Source organism: Kitasatospora sp. NPDC101447, assembly GCF_044767225.1.
Taxonomy (GTDB): domain Bacteria; phylum Actinomycetota; class Actinomycetes; order Streptomycetales; family Streptomycetaceae; genus Kitasatospora.
The window spans coordinates 46,667-61,622 of record NZ_JBIWNL010000006.1 but is presented as its reverse complement, the minus strand read 5'-3'; the positions used below and the strand labels follow the sequence as shown (position 1 = coordinate 61,622).

Below are 14,956 nucleotides of genomic sequence, written 5' to 3'. Positions count from 1 at the left end.
TGTACCCGGGGTGCGCGCAGGTATGTCCGGAGGTGCCTCCAGGGGTGGGATCGGGGCTGCCGGGGTACGGCGGGGCGGGTGCCGCATCGGGTGCCGCATCGGGTGCCGCGCCGGGTGCCGCGCCGGGTGTGAGCCGGGTGCCCGGGCCTGCGGAAAATGCGTCGCGTCGGAGCGGTGCGAGCGGTCAGAGTGGTCGCCGTCCGTACGTTCGTACCTGCGACCGGGCCGCGGAAGTGTGCCGCCACGGTCGAGCCAAGGGGAGGAGTCCGTCCATGTCCATGCTGCGCGTCACCGCCGAGAAGCTGACCATCCTGGAGCACCCGAACGCCGATGCCCTGGAGCTCGCACAGGTCGGCCTCTACCGCGCGGTGGTCGCCAGGGGCGTGTACCGGACCGGAGACTACGCGGTCTACATCCCCGAACAGTCCGTCCTCCCCGAAGAGTTGATCGCCGAACTGGGGCTGACCGGCAAGCTGGCCGGCTCCGGGGCGAACCGGGTGAAGGCGGTACGGCTGCGCGGCGAACTGTCCCAGGGCATCGTCTGCCGGCCCGCCGCGCTCGCCGACACCGACCTGGCCGCCGCGGCCGAGCAGGGCGAGGACTTCGCCGACCTGCTCGGGGTGGTCAAGTGGCAGCCGCCGGTGCCCACGTCGATGAGCGGCGAGGTGGTCGGCGCCCCGGACCTGCTGCCCTGGGTGGACATCGAGAACCTCAAGCGCTACCCCGGGATCTTCGAGCCCGGCGAGCCGGTGGTGCTGACCGAGAAGCTGCACGGCAGCTGCTGCCTGGTCACGTACACCGCCGGGACGGGCGAGGTGCAGGTGTCCTCCAAGGGGATCGGCGCGCAGGGGCTGGCGCTGGTCGAGGACGAGCGCAACCTGTACTGGCGGGCGGTGCGGGCGTACGACATCCCGGCGGTGGCGGCCCGCTTGGCGGAGCGGCTCGGGGCCGAGCGGGTCGGCGTCTTCGGCGAGGTCTTCGGCGAGGGCGTGCAGGACCTCGGCTACGGCGCCTCCGCCCGCACCGACCGGCCCGGGTACGCGGCGTTCGACGTGTCGGCCGTGGTGGACGGGCAGCTGGTCTGGCTGTCCGCGGCCGAACTGCTCGACGGCGAGCTGCCGTTGGCGCCCGAGCTGTGGCGCGGGCCGTTCGACCCGGACACCGTGCTGCGCCACGCCCAGGGCAGGGAGACCTTCTCCGGGCGTGAACTCCACCTGCGCGAGGGGGTCGTGGTGCGGCCGGTGACCGAGCGCTGGAGCCCGGTGCTCGGCGGCCGGGCGATCGCCAAGGTGGTCAGCGACGCCTACCTGACGCGCAAGGGCGGCACCGAGTACGAGTAGGCCCGTGGGCGGGGACGGGACGCGCACCTTCCGGAAATGACTACTCGTCAGTAGAGTCGAAGGTGCGCATTCCCGTGCAGAAGGAGTCGTCCATGGCCGCCAGAACTGCCGTACCCGGACCGGTCGGCAATCCGCTGGTCGGATCGCTGTTCGACCTCACCCGCCGGCCGCTGCGCACCTACCTGGCGGCCCGCCGCGACCACGGCGACGTGGTGCGGCTCCGGGTCGGCCCGCCCGGGCTGCGGGCCGACTTCTACGCGGTGTTCTCCCCGGACGGGGTCCAGCAGGTGCTGGGCGGCGAGGCGGCCAACTTCCGCAAGGAGAACGCCTTCTACGACGAGCTGCGGACCAGCGTCGGCAACGGGCTGCTGACCAGCCAGGACGGCGAGTACCAGCGCCAGCGCCGACTGGTCCAGCCGCTGTTCACCCGTCGTCGGGTGGACGGGTACGCGGGCGCGGTCGCGCAGGAGGCGCAGTCGCTCACCGAGCGCTGGCGGGCGGCACCGGACGGCGTGGTGGACGCGGCGGAGGAGACGTCCCGGTTCGCGTTGCGGGCGGTCGCGCGGATCCTCTTCGGCGCGGACGTGGAGGAGGCGGTGGCCGTGGTCCACCGCAACTTCCCCCTGCTCGGCGAGTACGTCAAGGAGCGCGGCTTCGCCCCGGTCCGCCTCCCGCGCACCTGGCCGACGCCGGGGAACCGGCGCGGGCTGGCGGCCCAGGGGGCGCTGTACGAGGTCTGCGACCGGATCATCGCCGAGCGCGCCGCGCGCGGCGGCGGCGACGAGGACGCGGACGACCTGCTCACGCTGCTCGGACGGGCGCGCGGCGAGGACGGGGAGCGGCTGGATCCGGCCGAACTCCGGGACCAGGTACTGGTGTTCCTGCTCGCCGGACACGAGACCACGGCCACCTCGCTGGCCTTCGCGCTGCACCTGCTGGCCAAGCACCCGGAGCACCGGAAGCTCGCCCGGGAGGAGGCCCGGACCGTCCTGGCCGGGCGGGCGCCGACGGCGGCGGACCTGGAGGCGCTGCCGTACATCACCCGCGTGCTGAAGGAGGCGATGCGGCTCTACCCGGCGGCTGCGCTGGTCGGCCGCAGGGCGGTCGAGGAGACCGTCATCGACGGGTACGTCATCCCGGCGGGGGCGCAGGTCATCGTGGCGCCGCTGGTCACCCACCGGCACCCCGAGCACTGGACGGACCCGGAGCGCTTCGACCCGGACCGCTTCCTGCCGGAGGAGGAGAAGGCCCGGCACCGCTACGCCTGGTTCCCGTTCGGGGGCGGGCCGCGGGCATGCATCGGGCAGCACTTCTCGATGCTGGAGTCGGTGCTGACCCTGGGGGTGCTGCTGCGGGACTTCGACGTGGAGGCGGTGGACCGGCGGGTCGCGATCGCCCAGGGGATCACGCTGCGGGCGGCGGGCCCGATGCGCATCCGGGTGACGGCCGGAGGCTGACCGGGGCCGGCGCAGCCCGCCGTCCGGGCCACCCGGGCACACGACCGGGACATTCGAACACACCGCCCGTCGCCTGCGGGCTGTTTTTCAGATCTTCGGGTGGCCGTTTCCGACCCCTCGATAGCGTCCCACGCACCCCAGGCCGAAAGCGCACATGCGGCCGGCATATGACGAGACCGGTCCCGCGGACCTGACGACACCCGCGGACCTGACGCCCCCTCGCCGCCGATCGCATGGAGTCCGCCCGGCCCGGGGAGCCCGGGCGCACCGCGTACCGCCCCGGGCCCGACCGGTCGACCGGAGGTCCCATGGGCACCCTCAACCCCCTCAGCCTCGGCTGGCTGACCCCCGCCCTGTCGTACCTGACGGCCTGCACCGGCGCCGCCCTCGGGCTGCGCTGCGCGCTGCGCGGTCCGGCCGCGAGCGGTGCCGCCCGGCGGAACCGGCCGGTCACGGCGGCCGCCGCGATCGGCTCCGGCATCTGGACCGTGCACGTCGTCGCCATGCTCGGGTTCACCGTCGACGGCACCGAACTGCGCTACCGGCACGAACGCGCCGGCTGAGCGCACCGGTCCGCCCCCACCGTCGCCCCCTGGCCTCCTGGCCTCCTGGCCCCCTGGCCCTGAACCCTCGCAGCCTCAGCGACAGCCGCAGCCACAGCCACAGCCACAGCCCGAAAGGCTCCTCACACATGCGCGAAGACCGCGGCGCCGCCTCCGGTGTCCGCCGGGGTGCCCACGTCGGGCCGGCCGGTCGCCCGGCGCGCCTCGGCTCCCGGTCGGGCCGGCTGCGCCCCCGGACGGTCCGCGCCCGGATCATCGCCCTTCTGATGGTCCCGGTCGTCTCGATCATCGCCCTGTGGGGGTTCGCCACCGTCACCGCCACCCAGGGAGTCCGGGACCTGCTGCGCCAGCGCGACGCCCAGCGCACCGTGCTCACCCCCGTCGCCGGCACGGTCGCCGGACTGCAGGCCGAGCGCACCGCCGCCGGGCAGCTGCTGGCCGCCCCGGGGACCGTCCCCACCGCCGCCCGGGAGAGCGCCCTGCGCGAGGCCTCGGCCGCCACCGACCGGGCGGTCACCCCGCTGGTCCCCGATCCCCGGCACCCCGACCGGGGCTACGACCGCGCCGACGCCCAGGGCCTCGGCGCCGACGCCACCGCCCGGCTGGACGATCTCGCCGGCGCCCTCGCCGGCCTGCCCGAGCTGCGCGGCCGCGTGCTGGCCCGGAGCGTCGGCTGGCCCGAGGCGTACGCCGCGTACGGCGAGGCGGTGGACCGGGCGCTCGCCGTGGCCGGGGCCGTCGCACCGCGGCAGGACCCCCCGTCCGACGCCGACGCGCGGGTGCTGATCGAACTCGCCCGCTCCCGCGAACTGCTGGCCCGCGAGGACGCGTTGCTGCGCGCGGCGCAGCTCTCCGGCACGCTCGACGACGACCGGCTGCGCGAGTTCTCCGGCGCGGCGTTCGCCCGGCGGGAGTTCGAGGCGGAAGCGGCGGCCGACCTGAGCCCCGCCGACCGGGCCGCGCTGCTCGCTGTCACCGGCGGCCGGGACCACCGCGAGCTGGTCGACTACGAGGAGGAGGTGCGGTCCGCCGCCGACGGCCGGTCCGCCGTCACCGCGGTGCCGGCGGACCGGTGGGCGATGGTCGCCGGGAGCGTTGCGAGCGGCCTGCGCGCCGTCGAGGACCAGGCCGGGCGGGTCGCCGCCGAGCGCCGGAACCCGTACGCCCTGGGCCTGTTCACCCCGGCCGGGACGGCCGTGCTGCTCGGCCTGGTCGGCGTGGTCGCCTCGCTGGTGATCTCGGTGCAGATCGGGCGCGGCCTGGTGACCGAGCTGAACGACCTGCGCAACTCGGCACTTGAGTTGGCAGGAAGCAAACTCCCGTCCACCATACGGAAGTTGCGGGCAGGTGAGGAGGTGGACATCGAGGCCGAGGCGCCGCGGCCGGCGGGCCGGGACGACGAGATCGGCCAGGTGCACCGGGCGCTCGGCACCGTCCAGCGGGCGGCCGTCACTGCGGCGGTCGAGCGGGACGAGGTGCTGTCCGGGGTCTCCGGCGTGTTCGTCAACATCGCGCGCCGCAGCCAGGTCCTGGTACACCGCCAACTCACCCTGCTGGACGCCATGGAGCGCCGTACCGAGGACCCGTCCGAGCTGGCCGACCTGTTCCGGCTGGACCACCTCACCACCCGCATGCGCCGGCACGCCGAGGGGCTGATCATCCTCTCCGGTGCCGCCCCCGGACGGGCCTGGCGCAGGCCCGTCCCGCTGGTGGACGTGGTGCGCGCGGCCGTCTCGGAGGTCGAGGAGTACGCCCGGGTCGAGGTGCACCCGCTGCCGCGCGCCGCGGTCGCCGGGCACGCCGTCGCGGACCTCACCCACCTGGTCGCCGAGCTGGTCGAGAACGCCACCGGCTTCTCCCCGCCGCACACCCGGGTGCACATCCGGGGCGAACGGGTCGGCGCCGGCTACGCGTTGGAGATCGAGGACCGTGGCCTCGGGATGGGCCCGGAGGCCCTGTGCGCCGCCAACCGCCGGATCGCCGCGGCCGAGCAGACGGACCTCTTCGACAGCGACCGGCTCGGACTGTTCGTGGTCAGCCGGCTCGCCGGGCGGCAGGACGTCAAGGTCTCGCTGGTGACCTCCGCGTACGGCGGCACCACCGCGGTGGTCCTGCTGCCCACCGTGCTGCTGGCCGACGGGGCCGCGGACGGGCTGTCGCGACCGTACGATCCGGTGCCCGAGTCGGACGTCGTGCTGCTCGATGCCGACGGGAACGCTCCGGGAGGGCCGGAACAACCCGGCCGGACTGCAGAGGAGTTCGGGTCGGCTCGGGAGTTCGGGCCGGCGGGGCGGTCCGGTCCGACGCGGGAGCCCGGGTCGGCGGACGGGTGCCGCCCGCGCGACGCGGGCGACGAAGGACTTCCGGCGGTGGGTGGGCCGCCGCCGGAGGGTGGGGCGCTGCTGCCGTTCGGCGTCCGGGGGAACGACCCCGGGCCGGTGCGTCGCACCCCCTTCCGGGCATCGAGTGCCCGGACGGTCGGCCCGGCTGCGGACGAGGGCCCGGGTGCCGCCGTCCGTCCGCAGCCCGGGCCGCCGCAGTCGTACCGCCCGGCTCCGGGGTCGGCGCCGGTCCCGGGTTCGCGTTCGGTGACGGTGCCGGGGTCGGATCCGGGCTCGGGTTCGGGTTCGGGTTCGGGATCAGCTCAGGGCTCCGGCGATCGCCGACTCGACCCGGGGCCCGAGGAGTTGCCGCGCCGGACCCGCCAGGCGAGCCTCGCACCGCAGCTGCGCGAGGCCCCGGCGGGACCGGGACCGGGACCGCGCACCCGTCGCAGGGCCTCCGCCGGCATCGCAGATCCTGCCCCGGCACCGGGGGCGGGCCCCGCAGCCGGCAGTTCCGAGGGCCGTGGCCGTGCGGGCCGTAGCCCCGAGGCGGCGCGGGCGACGATGGCGGCCTTCCGGAACGGGTGGGCGCGCGGCCTGCACGCCGGCGGCGGACCGCACGACCCGTCCACCGACCGACCCGCCGCCCGGCAGCCCGCCGACCTCCCCCCGCCACCGGACCCGCGCGGCCCCCTGTCCCCACCCCGACCCGAAGGAGAGCGACCGTGATCGGCACCACCCACCGCGCAGGAGAACTGAACTGGCTCCTGGACGAGTTGGTCAAGCGAGCGCCCGAGGTCCGCTTCGCCGTGATGCTCTCCGCCGACGGACTGGCCATGGGCACCTCGGCCGGACTGCCGCGCGAGGACGGCGAGCACCTGGCCGCCGTCGCCTCCGGCTTCCACAGCCTGGCCAAGGGCGCCGGTCGGCACTTCGACGCGGGCGAAGTCCGCCAGACCATGGTCGAGTTGGAGGGCGGCTACCTGCTGGTCGCGGCGGCCGGGGAGGGCACCTGCCTGGCCGTCTTCGCCACCGCCCGGGCCAACCTCGGGCTGATCGCCTTCGAGATGTCCAGACTGGTCCGCCGGGTCGGCGAGCACCTGAGCACCCCGCCGCGCGCGGCGGACGGCTGGTGAGCCGGGTGCCCCGACCGTCCCCCGAGGGGCCGCCGGCCGGGCTACGTGCCGAACACCCGCGGGCCGACCCCGGCCCGCACCCCCGCAACCCGCTCGCCGCCGCCCACCAGGCCCGCTGGTACGACGACGAGGCCGGCCCGTTGGTCCGTCCGTACACCATGACCCGGGGGCGCACCGGGGCCGGCCAGCAGCAGCTCGACCTGATCGCCGTGGTCGTCAGCGACCTGCCCGATCCGGCGCTCGCCCCGGACGCGCCCGAGCCGCCGGCCGGCCCCGAACAGGCACGCATCCTCGCGCTGTGCCGGGGCACCCCGCTGTCCGTGGCCGAACTCGCCGCCGAACTCGACCTGCCGGTGGGTGTTGTGCGGGTACTGCTCGGCGACCTGCTGGCGGCCGGGCTCATCCGGGTCAAGCGTCCCGTCCCGCCCGCCCTGCTCCCCGACGAGCGCATCCTCCAGGAGGTCATCCATGGACTCCGCGCACTCTGACCACCGGACCGAACGGTCCCGCCCGTCCGGCCCGTCCGGCCCGCACCGCCCGTCTCACCCGTCCCGCCGGATCGGGCCGTGCGCGGCGGGGGACCCGGACGACACCGTGCTCGCGCTCAAGATCCTGGTGGCGGGCGGCTTCGGGGTCGGCAAGACGACACTGGTCGGTTCCGTCAGCGAGATCCGGCCGCTGCGCACCGAGGAGCGGCTGACCGAGGCCGGGCGCGGGGTGGACGACCTCGACGGCGTGGAGCGCAAGAGCACCACGACGGTGGCGATGGACTTCGGGCGGATCACCATCCGGGAGGGTCTGGCGGTCTACCTCTTCGGCACCCCGGGGCAGGACCGGTTCTGGTTCCTCTGGGACGAACTGGCTCAGGGGGCCCTGGGTGCGGTGGTGCTCGCCGACACCCGCCGCCTGACGGACTGCTTCCCGGCCGTCGACTTCTTCGAGCACCGGGGCATCCCGTTCGTGGTCGCGGTGAATCGTTTCGCCGGAGCCCGGGAGTTCGGTCCGGCCGAGGTCGCCCGCGCGCTGGACCTGGACGCCGGTACGCCCGTGCTGCTCTGCGACGCGCGCCGCCGGTCGTCGGGGAAGGAGGTGCTGATCAACCTGGTCGAGCACGCGGGCCGCCTGCGCGCGGCCCGGCTCATCGCGGACGCGGCGCCGGTGGGGTTCGGGTGAGGCGGGCGTGCGGACGGCGGGTGGCAGCCGACAGCCGACAGCCGGCGGCGGACAGATGACAGATGACAGATGACAGCGAACAGATGTTGAAAGTTGTCATCCGTCATCCGTCACCCGTCCGCTGTCACCCGCCGTCCGCCGCCCTCACTCCGCGGGCGGTCGCCCGTGCCGGGGTGCGCCGATCAGCTGCGCCACTGGAAGACGATCTTCGTCCAGCTGGACCCCGGGCAGTTGCCCCAGACGGCCCACGCCTCCGGCCGCGCGCCGATCCACAGACCGGTGGTGTGCGTGCCGTTGGCGCAGTAGGTGATGGTGCGCAGCTGGCCGGAGTAGACGTGGCAGTAGCCCTCCCAGCGCCAGCCGTAGTTCGCGGTGATGACGCAGTGGTAGGGCGCGGCGGCGATGGTGTTCGACGCCGGGACGGAGCCCGGCGTGATGCTCTGGTCCGGGGCGGGCGCCGCCGCGGCCGGCGGGGCGGCGATTCCGAGCGTGCCGAGGGCGGCCGCGGTGGCCATCCCGAACGTGGCGATCTTCCTGGCGATGCAACCTCGCACGGTGGTTCTCCTTGCTGAACGGTTCTCGTCGGGCGGAGCGCCCCGGCCGTCCGGGATGTCCGGGTGGAGGTGAAGTCCCGTTCCCCGTAAGGCTGGTGACGTGTTGCACACGAATGACTGCGAACAGTGAGACGACGAACTATGATGTGATCTGTGTCACAAGCGGTCGGATCGGGCTGTGGCCAGGCCCGATCGGGCGTTCGGGGTGCCGGTGTCCGGGGAGGGCGGCATGGCGGATTGCAGCGGTCGACGGGTCGGCGGCGGGCCGGCGAAGGGCTTCGGTCCGTGCGGGAGCGGCGGGCAATCGGCGGAGTTCAACCGGGTGTTCACCGATCTGCTGCCCCGGCTCCAGCAGGCGGCCGTGTCGCTCACCGGAAGTCCGCTCGCCGCCGGGGACGTCGTCCACGACGCGTACCTGCGGATCGCCCGCCGCCCGGAGCGCTTCCTCGGTCATCCGCAGCCGTACGCCTACGCGTTCACCACGATGGTGAACATTCTGCGCGACCAGTGGCGCCGGGAGCGGCGGAGGGTCCCGGTGCCCGAGGTGCCGGAGCCGGGTGACGCCGCCGAGCGGGATCGCGCGGCGTCCGGTCCCCGGGTCGGCGGAATGGCCGAGTTGCAGGCGCGCTGGGAGGTGGTCCGGCTGCTGGGCTTCCTGACCGCCAAGCAGGCCCGCGCGGTGGCGCTGGTCGACCTCGACGGCTACAGCGTCGACGAGGCCGCCGAGCTGCTCGGGCTGCACCGCAGCACCCTGGCCGTCACCCGCCGTCGCGCGCACGGACGGCTGCGTGCCGTGGTCGAACGGGAGCGCGAGCGGGGGTGCGGATGAAGCGGCCCTGCCACAGTCGCCCGCCACCGCCACTCGCCGCTCTTGCCCGCCATCGCCGTCCGCCGCCTTCCTGTCCGCCGCTCCCGCCCGCCGTGCGGTGGCCCGACGCACCGAACTGACGGCAAGTCAGCTGATGCGCCGCCCCGGCCCGTACGCTGAAAATCGTGATCACGTACGAGGACCACCGCCTGCGCGCCCTGGCCGAGGACGGCCGCTGGCACGAGCTGCTCGCCGCCTACCGGCAGGGCCGGGCGGCCGCCGTGGTCGAAGCCGGGGAGGAGACCGCGGCGGCCCTGACGGCGCCGCTCGGCCACCTGATCGCCTACGCGGCGCCGCCCGAGCTGGCCGTCCGGCTGTTCGACCGGGACGGCGGCGCGGGGACGGTCGCCGGGGTGGCCGACCACGACGCCGGTCCGCTCTGGGAGGTGCTGGCGACCCGGCACTCCTGGCTGCGGCTGGCCCCGCTCCTCGGCCCGCCCCCGGTGCGCCGGCTGGTCGCGCACACCCGGGTGCTGCTCGGCGAGGACCTCTCGTACGGGGCCGAGCCCGATCCGGAGGGCGTGCCGATGCGGCTGGAGCCCTGGGAGGCCTCGGGGTGGGAGGAGTCGGCGCGGGTGCGGGAGTACCTGCCCGGCGGAGGTGCGCGGAGCGCGCTGCTGACCCTGCCGCCCAGTCGGGAGGGCCTCGGTGCGGTGGAGCTCCCGGCGCCGGGGACGCGGGCGGACGGCCGGCCCACCGGTCGGCGGGTCACCCGGGCACTCGCCGAGCTGGGCGCACTGGCGCCGTGGGCGGAGGCGGTCTGTGTCCGCGGCCAGGCCCCGCTGGCGGCGGCCCAGCTGGCCCGGGGGCGACGGGTGGTCGGCGGGTACCTGCCGTTCGCGCTGGTCTACCCGGCGCTGGTGCGGGCCGCGGCCGTCGGCCGGACGCAGGGCTGTGCGCACGGTCGGCTGGGGCTGTGGCGGGCACTGGCCGCGATGGCCGGGGCGGACGGGCCGGAGTCGGGTGAGGTGAACGCGCTGGTGGCCCGGATGCGCTGCTTCACCTGGCAGGAGCCGTCGGCCGGGCTGCACCACCTGCACGTCGCGCTGGAGGATCCGGCGAGCGGGGTGGCCTGGGGGATCGGCGGCTCGCAGGAGCTGTGAGGGCGGTCGGGCCCGTGGGAGCCGCGTTCCGGCCGCATCGGGGCCGAGCCGCACGGAGCGGAAGGCCCCCGGCCCGGCGCCGTTTCCGGGGGTTGGTGGGTGGCGCCGGACCGGGGGAGTGGGGCTGCCGCTGTCAGACGGCGGCGGGTTCGGCTCCCCGGGCGGGGACGGTCTCTGGGGCGTTCGCGGGTTCGCCCTCGGTCGCCGGGCTCCCGGCGCCGTGGCCGTCGACCAGGGTCAGTTCGTCGAACGGCACCTCGCCGGCCAGTACCCGGCGGGCGCGCTCGGCGTCGAGCTCGCCGGTCCAGTGGCCGATGAGGACGGTCGCGACGGCGTTGCCCGCGAAGTTGGTGAGTGCCCGGGCCTCGGACATGAAGCGGTCGATGCCGACGATCAGGCCGACCCCGTCCACCAGCGCGGGCTTGTGCGACTGCAGGCCGCCCGCGAGGGTGGCCAGGCCCGCACCGGTGACGCCGGCCGCGCCCTTGCTCGCGATCACCATGAACACCAGCAGCGAGAGCTGCTCGCCGATCGACATCGGCTTGTCCATCGCCTCGGAGATGAAGATCGAGGCCATGGTCAGGTAGATCGCGGTGCCGTCGAGGTTGAAGCTGTAGCCGGTCGGCACGGTGATGCCGACGACGGGGCGGCTGACGCCGAGGTGCTCCATCTTGGCGATCAGGCGGGGCAGGGCGCTCTCGGAGGAGGAGGTGGAGAGGATGAGCAGGAACTCGCGGCCGAGGTACTTCAGCAGCGCGAACACGTTGACCCCGGCGACCAGGCGCAGCAGCGTGCCCAGCACCACCACGACGAACAGCGCGCAGGTCAGGTAGAAGCCGATCATGATGACGGCGAGGCTCTTCAGCGCGGCCGTGCCGGTGGCCCCCACCACGGCCGCCATCGCCCCGAAGGCGCCGATCGGCGCGACCCACATGATCATCGCCATGACCCGGAAGACCAGCCGCTGCACGTGCTCGATCCCGCGCAGCACCGGGGCGCCGGCCGGTCCCATCGCCTGCAGGGCGAAGCCGGCGAGCAGGGCGACCAGCAGGGTCTGCAGCACCTTGCCCTGGGTGAGGGCGGAGAACATGGTGTCGGGGATCATCCCGAGCAGGAAGTCGGTGGTCGACTGGGCGCCGCCGGCCGCCGCCTGGGCGTGGCCGGACTTGGCGAGCGCGGCGGTCAGGTGCAGGCCGCCGCCGGGCTCCAGCAGGTTGCCGACGACCAGGCCGATGGCCAGCGCGACGGTCGACATGGCGAGGAAGTAGCCGAGCGCCAGGCCGCCGACCTTGCCGACCTTCGCCGCCTTGGTCACCGAGCCGATGCCCAGCACGATGGTGCAGAAGATCACCGGGCTGATCATCATCTTGATCAGGTTGACGAAGCCGGTGCCGACCGGCTTGAGCTCCACGGCGAAGCCGGGGGCGGCCAGCCCGACCACCACGCCCGCGATCACCGCGGCGATCACGGCGAGGTAGAGGTAGTGGGTCCGGTCCTTGCGTCTGGGTCCCCCCGCCGTTGCGGCTCCAGCGATCGACATCTGCGGCTCCTTCGCCCTGCAGTCCTGGCGGCCCCGGGTGGTGGGCCGCTCCGACTATGGGCCGGAGCGTGACGGGGGTCACGTTTGCGTTCATAGAGTTCACGGTCGACGCACCCGGGTCGCCCGCGCCGCCCGTGGTGCACACTGGCTGGCATGTCCGAGCGCACCGCCCCCACGACCTCGCGCCGTCGGCTCCCCCGGTTCCCCGTGCTCGGTCCGCTCCGGCCGTCCGGCCCCGCCCGCCGACTGCCTCGGCGGCTGCCCCGCCGCCTGCCCCGGTGGCTGGTCCGCAGTCTGGCCGGGCAGCTGTTCGTCGTCCAGGTGGTGATCGTCGCCGCCGTGGTCGCGGGCGGCGCGGTGCTCGCGTACCTCTTCACCGCCGACCGGAACGAGGACGCGGCCCGCCGCGAGGTGACCGCGGTCGCCCACGCCGTCGCCGACTCGCCGTCCGTCCGGTCCGCCGTCACCGGCCCGGACCCGACCGCGGTGCTCCAGCCGTACGTCGAGCAGGTGCGGACGGACACCGGGGTCTCCTTCATCACCGTCATGGACACCGACGGCGTGCGCTGGACCCACCCGCTGCCCGAGCAGATCGGCAAGCGCTACCTCGGGCACATCGACTGGGCGCTCGCCGGGCAGACCCGCAGCGAGACGTACACCGGCACGCTCGGACCGTCGGTCCGGGTGGTCACACCGGTGTGGGACGACCGGCACCGGGTGGTCGCACTGGTCAGCGCGGGCCGCACCGTCGAGTCGATCTCCGCGCAGCTCAGCGGTCCGCTGATGGCCCTGGTCGGGGTCGCGGTGGCCGCGCTCGCGCTCGGCGGCGCCGGCACCTACCTCGCCAACTCCAGGCTGCGGCGGCACACTCACGGCATGGGGCCGGACGAGCTCAGCCACCTGTACGAGTACCACCAGGCCACGCTGCACTCGGTGCGCGAGGGGCTGGTCCTGCTCGACCGCTCGCACCGGGTCGTGCTGTGCAACGACGCCGCCCGCGAACTGCTGGGCCTGACCGGTGACTTGGACGGACGGCCGATGGCGGAGCTGGACCTGCCGGAGGCGCTGGTGGCGGCCGTCCTGGGCGAGGAGCCGGCCCGGGACGAGGTGCACCTGACCGCCGAACGGGTCGTGGTGCTCAACACCTCCATCATCGGCACCGGCCTCGGCCGGGTGGTCACCCTCCGGGATCACACCGAACTTCAGTCGCTCAGTGGCGAGTTGGACTCCGTGCGTGGCTTCACCGAGGCGCTCGGCGCCCAGGCGCACGAGGCTGCCAACCGGCTGCACGCGGTCGTCTCGCTGATCGAACTCGGCCGCCACGAACAGGCGGTGGAGTTCGCCACCGCCGAACTCGAACTGGCCCAGCAGCTCACCGACCGGGTGGTCGCGGCGGTGAGCGAGCCGGTACTGGCCGCGCTGCTGCTCGGCAAGGCCGCCCAAGCCGCCGAGCGGGGCGTGGAGTTGACCCTCACCGAGGACAGCAGGATCGACGACGGGGTGCTCCCGCCCGGGCTCTCCGCCCGGGACCTGATCACCGTGCTCGGCAACCTGGTCGACAACGCCGTGGACGCCGCCATCGCCGGGGCCGCGCAGAGCATCGCCCCGCCGGAGGTGACCGTCACGGCGCGGATCGAGCGCGGCGGAGCCCCGGGCGCCGGCGCCGGTGCGGTTTCTGCGGCTTCCCGTGCGGGCGCGGGCTCCGGCGTGGGAGCGGGCGCAGGCTCCGGCATGGGTACGGGTTCCGGCGTGAGCGGGGAGGGCGACTGCCTGCTGCTGCGGGTCGCCGACACCGGCGCGGGCATCGACCCCTCGGCCGTCGAGGACGTGTTCCGGCGCGGGTGGAGCACCAAGCAGGACGGCCGCGGGCACGGCCTCGGCCTGGCGCTGGTGGCCCAGGCCGCCCGGCGCAACGGCGGCACCGTCGAGGTCGGGCGCGAGCGCGGTGCGGTGCTGACGGTCCGGCTGCCGCTGGCAGGTCGGCCGCAGGACCGGCGGGAGCCGGGGGAACGCGTGGAACCGCGGGAGCCGGTGGAACGCGGAGAGCGGCGGGAGCCGGGAGGCCGCGAGCCCGAGGAGGCCCTGGCATGACCCGGTACCGTGGAGCGGATCCCGCGGGGATCTCCGTGCTGGTCGTCGAGGACGACCCGGTGGCGGCCGCCGCGCACACCCTGTACGTCGAGCGCGAACCCGGCTTCCGCGCCGTCGGCACCGTCCACAGCTGCGCCGACGCGCTGCGCTTCCTGGACCGGGCCCGCGCCGCCGGGACCCCCGTCGACCTCACCCTCCTCGACCTCTATCTGCCGGACGGCCACGGGCTGCAGCTGTGCCGCACGCTGCGCGCCGCCGGCCACACCACCGACGTCATCGCGGTGACCTCGGCGCGCGACCTCGCGATGGTCCGGCAGGCGGTCTCGGCCGGGGTCGTGCAGTACCTGCTGAAACCGTTCAGCGCCGCCGCCCTGCACGACCGGCTGGAGCGCTACGCCCGGTACCGGGACAGCCTCGGGCGGACCGGCGAGGCCACCGGGCAGGACGAGGTCGACCAGGCGCTCGCCCTGCTCCGGACCCCCGAGCGCAGCGCCCTGCCGAAGGGGCTGAGCGCGCCCACCCTGGACACCGTCGCCTCGGTGCTCAGGGAGGCCGCGACCGGGCTGTCGGCGGCGGCCGCCGGAACCGCCGCCGGGGTCTCGCGGATCACCGCGCGGCGCTACCTGGAGCACCTGGTGGACACCGGGCGGGCGGTGCGGGAGCCGCAGTACGGCAACGTCGGGCGGCCGGAGCTGTGCTACCGCTGGAAGGCGAAGCCGTGACGGCGGTGGCGGTGGCGGTGGCGGTGGCGGGAGACGGGAGACGGGAGACGCGCGACGGGAGACGGGCGACGGGCGACGGCGATTC

At 74.9% G+C, this 14,956-nt stretch carries 12 protein-coding genes and 1 pseudogene; 11 read left to right on the top strand and 2 right to left on the bottom strand.

The genetic code is table 11. The features are described 5' to 3' along the window. The first annotated feature begins 272 nt into the window (after nucleotides 1-272). The 7 genes and pseudogenes from ACIRST_RS11175 to ACIRST_RS11145 all read left to right on the top strand — a co-directional run bounded on the left by ACIRST_RS11175 (nucleotide 273) and on the right by ACIRST_RS11145 (nucleotide 7,993). Nucleotides 273-1,340 carry an RNA ligase (ATP) gene (locus ACIRST_RS11175; RefSeq protein WP_402801758.1) on the top strand — a complete coding sequence of 356 codons (1,068 nt, stop codon included), beginning with the start codon at nucleotides 273-275 and terminating at the stop codon, nucleotides 1,338-1,340. Between the two features lie 92 nt (nucleotides 1,341-1,432). After that, nucleotides 1,433-2,797 carry a cytochrome P450 gene (locus tag ACIRST_RS11170; protein WP_350519001.1) on the top strand — a complete coding sequence of 455 codons (1,365 nt, stop codon included), beginning with the start codon at nucleotides 1,433-1,435 and terminating at the stop codon, nucleotides 2,795-2,797. A 308-nt stretch (nucleotides 2,798-3,105) separates the two neighbouring features. Further along, nucleotides 3,106-3,339, top strand: a pseudogene (locus ACIRST_RS11165) (MHYT domain-containing protein); the annotation flags it as partial. A gap of 149 nt (nucleotides 3,340-3,488) precedes the next feature. Beyond that, on the top strand, nucleotides 3,489-6,413 hold the full coding sequence (locus tag ACIRST_RS11160) for a nitrate- and nitrite sensing domain-containing protein (protein WP_402801755.1): 2,925 nt from the start codon (nucleotides 3,489-3,491) through the stop codon (nucleotides 6,411-6,413). Further along, complete coding sequence (locus ACIRST_RS11155) at nucleotides 6,410-6,820, top strand: roadblock/LC7 domain-containing protein (protein WP_350518999.1); 411 nt, start codon at nucleotides 6,410-6,412, stop codon at nucleotides 6,818-6,820. The genes ACIRST_RS11160 and ACIRST_RS11155 overlap by 4 nt, the downstream gene beginning before the upstream one ends. Before the next feature lie 5 nt (nucleotides 6,821-6,825). Next, nucleotides 6,826-7,308: a DUF742 domain-containing protein gene (locus tag ACIRST_RS11150; protein ID WP_402801752.1), complete on the top strand. Its 483-nt coding sequence runs from the start codon at nucleotides 6,826-6,828 to the stop codon at nucleotides 7,306-7,308. Next, a complete protein-coding gene (locus ACIRST_RS11145; RefSeq protein WP_402801750.1) occupies nucleotides 7,289-7,993 on the top strand; it encodes a GTP-binding protein in 705 nt (234 codons plus the stop codon). Before ACIRST_RS11150 ends, ACIRST_RS11145 begins: the two co-directional genes overlap by 20 nt. 182 nt (nucleotides 7,994-8,175) lie before the next feature. Here the strand turns inward: ACIRST_RS11145 and ACIRST_RS11140 are convergent, their stop codons facing one another. Beyond that, nucleotides 8,176-8,547, bottom strand: a complete 372-nt coding sequence (locus tag ACIRST_RS11140; protein WP_402801748.1) for a hypothetical protein — start codon at nucleotides 8,545-8,547, stop codon at nucleotides 8,176-8,178. A gap of 322 nt (nucleotides 8,548-8,869) precedes the next feature. Here ACIRST_RS11140 and ACIRST_RS11135 point away from each other — a divergent pair, with 322 nt between their 5' ends. Continuing rightward, a complete protein-coding gene (locus tag ACIRST_RS11135) occupies nucleotides 8,870-9,376 on the top strand; it encodes an RNA polymerase sigma factor (RefSeq protein WP_402801746.1) in 507 nt (168 codons plus the stop codon). Between the two features lie 164 nt (nucleotides 9,377-9,540). After that, nucleotides 9,541-10,518, top strand: a complete 978-nt coding sequence (locus tag ACIRST_RS11130; RefSeq protein WP_350518995.1) for a hypothetical protein — start codon at nucleotides 9,541-9,543, stop codon at nucleotides 10,516-10,518. Nucleotides 10,519-10,651: 133 nt separating this feature from the next. Here the strand turns inward: ACIRST_RS11130 and ACIRST_RS11125 are convergent, their stop codons facing one another. Further along, complete coding sequence (locus ACIRST_RS11125) at nucleotides 10,652-12,058, bottom strand: cation:dicarboxylate symporter family transporter (protein WP_402801744.1); 1,407 nt, start codon at nucleotides 12,056-12,058, stop codon at nucleotides 10,652-10,654. A gap of 153 nt (nucleotides 12,059-12,211) precedes the next feature. On the opposite strand from ACIRST_RS11125, the gene ACIRST_RS11120 reads away from it, so the two are divergent. After that, nucleotides 12,212-14,149: an ATP-binding protein gene (locus ACIRST_RS11120; RefSeq protein ID WP_402801742.1), complete on the top strand. Its 1,938-nt coding sequence runs from the start codon at nucleotides 12,212-12,214 to the stop codon at nucleotides 14,147-14,149. Next, entirely contained in the window at nucleotides 14,146-14,871 is a 726-nt protein-coding gene (locus tag ACIRST_RS11115; RefSeq protein WP_350518992.1) for a response regulator, read from the top strand. Before ACIRST_RS11120 ends, ACIRST_RS11115 begins: the two co-directional genes overlap by 4 nt. The last annotated feature ends 85 nt before the right edge of the window (nucleotides 14,872-14,956 follow it).

What these genes read in the sequence shown, in the direction of transcription:
- ACIRST_RS11175 (WP_402801758.1), top strand. Translation starts at nt 273, where the DNA reads ATGTCCATGCTGCGCGTCACCGCCGAGAAGCTGACCATCCTGGAGCAC.
- ACIRST_RS11145 (WP_402801750.1), top strand. Translation starts at nt 7,289, where the DNA reads ATGGACTCCGCGCACTCTGACCACCGGACCGAACGGTCCCGCCCGTCC.
- ACIRST_RS11120 (WP_402801742.1), top strand. Translation starts at nt 12,212, where the DNA reads ATGTCCGAGCGCACCGCCCCCACGACCTCGCGCCGTCGGCTCCCCCGG.
- ACIRST_RS11160 (WP_402801755.1), top strand. Translation starts at nt 3,489, where the DNA reads ATGCGCGAAGACCGCGGCGCCGCCTCCGGTGTCCGCCGGGGTGCCCAC.
- ACIRST_RS11115 (WP_350518992.1), top strand. Translation starts at nt 14,146, where the DNA reads ATGACCCGGTACCGTGGAGCGGATCCCGCGGGGATCTCCGTGCTGGTC.
- ACIRST_RS11170 (WP_350519001.1), top strand. Translation starts at nt 1,433, where the DNA reads ATGGCCGCCAGAACTGCCGTACCCGGACCGGTCGGCAATCCGCTGGTC.
- ACIRST_RS11125 (WP_402801744.1), bottom strand. Translation starts at nt 12,058, where the DNA reads ATGTCGATCGCTGGAGCCGCAACGGCGGGGGGACCCAGACGCAAGGAC.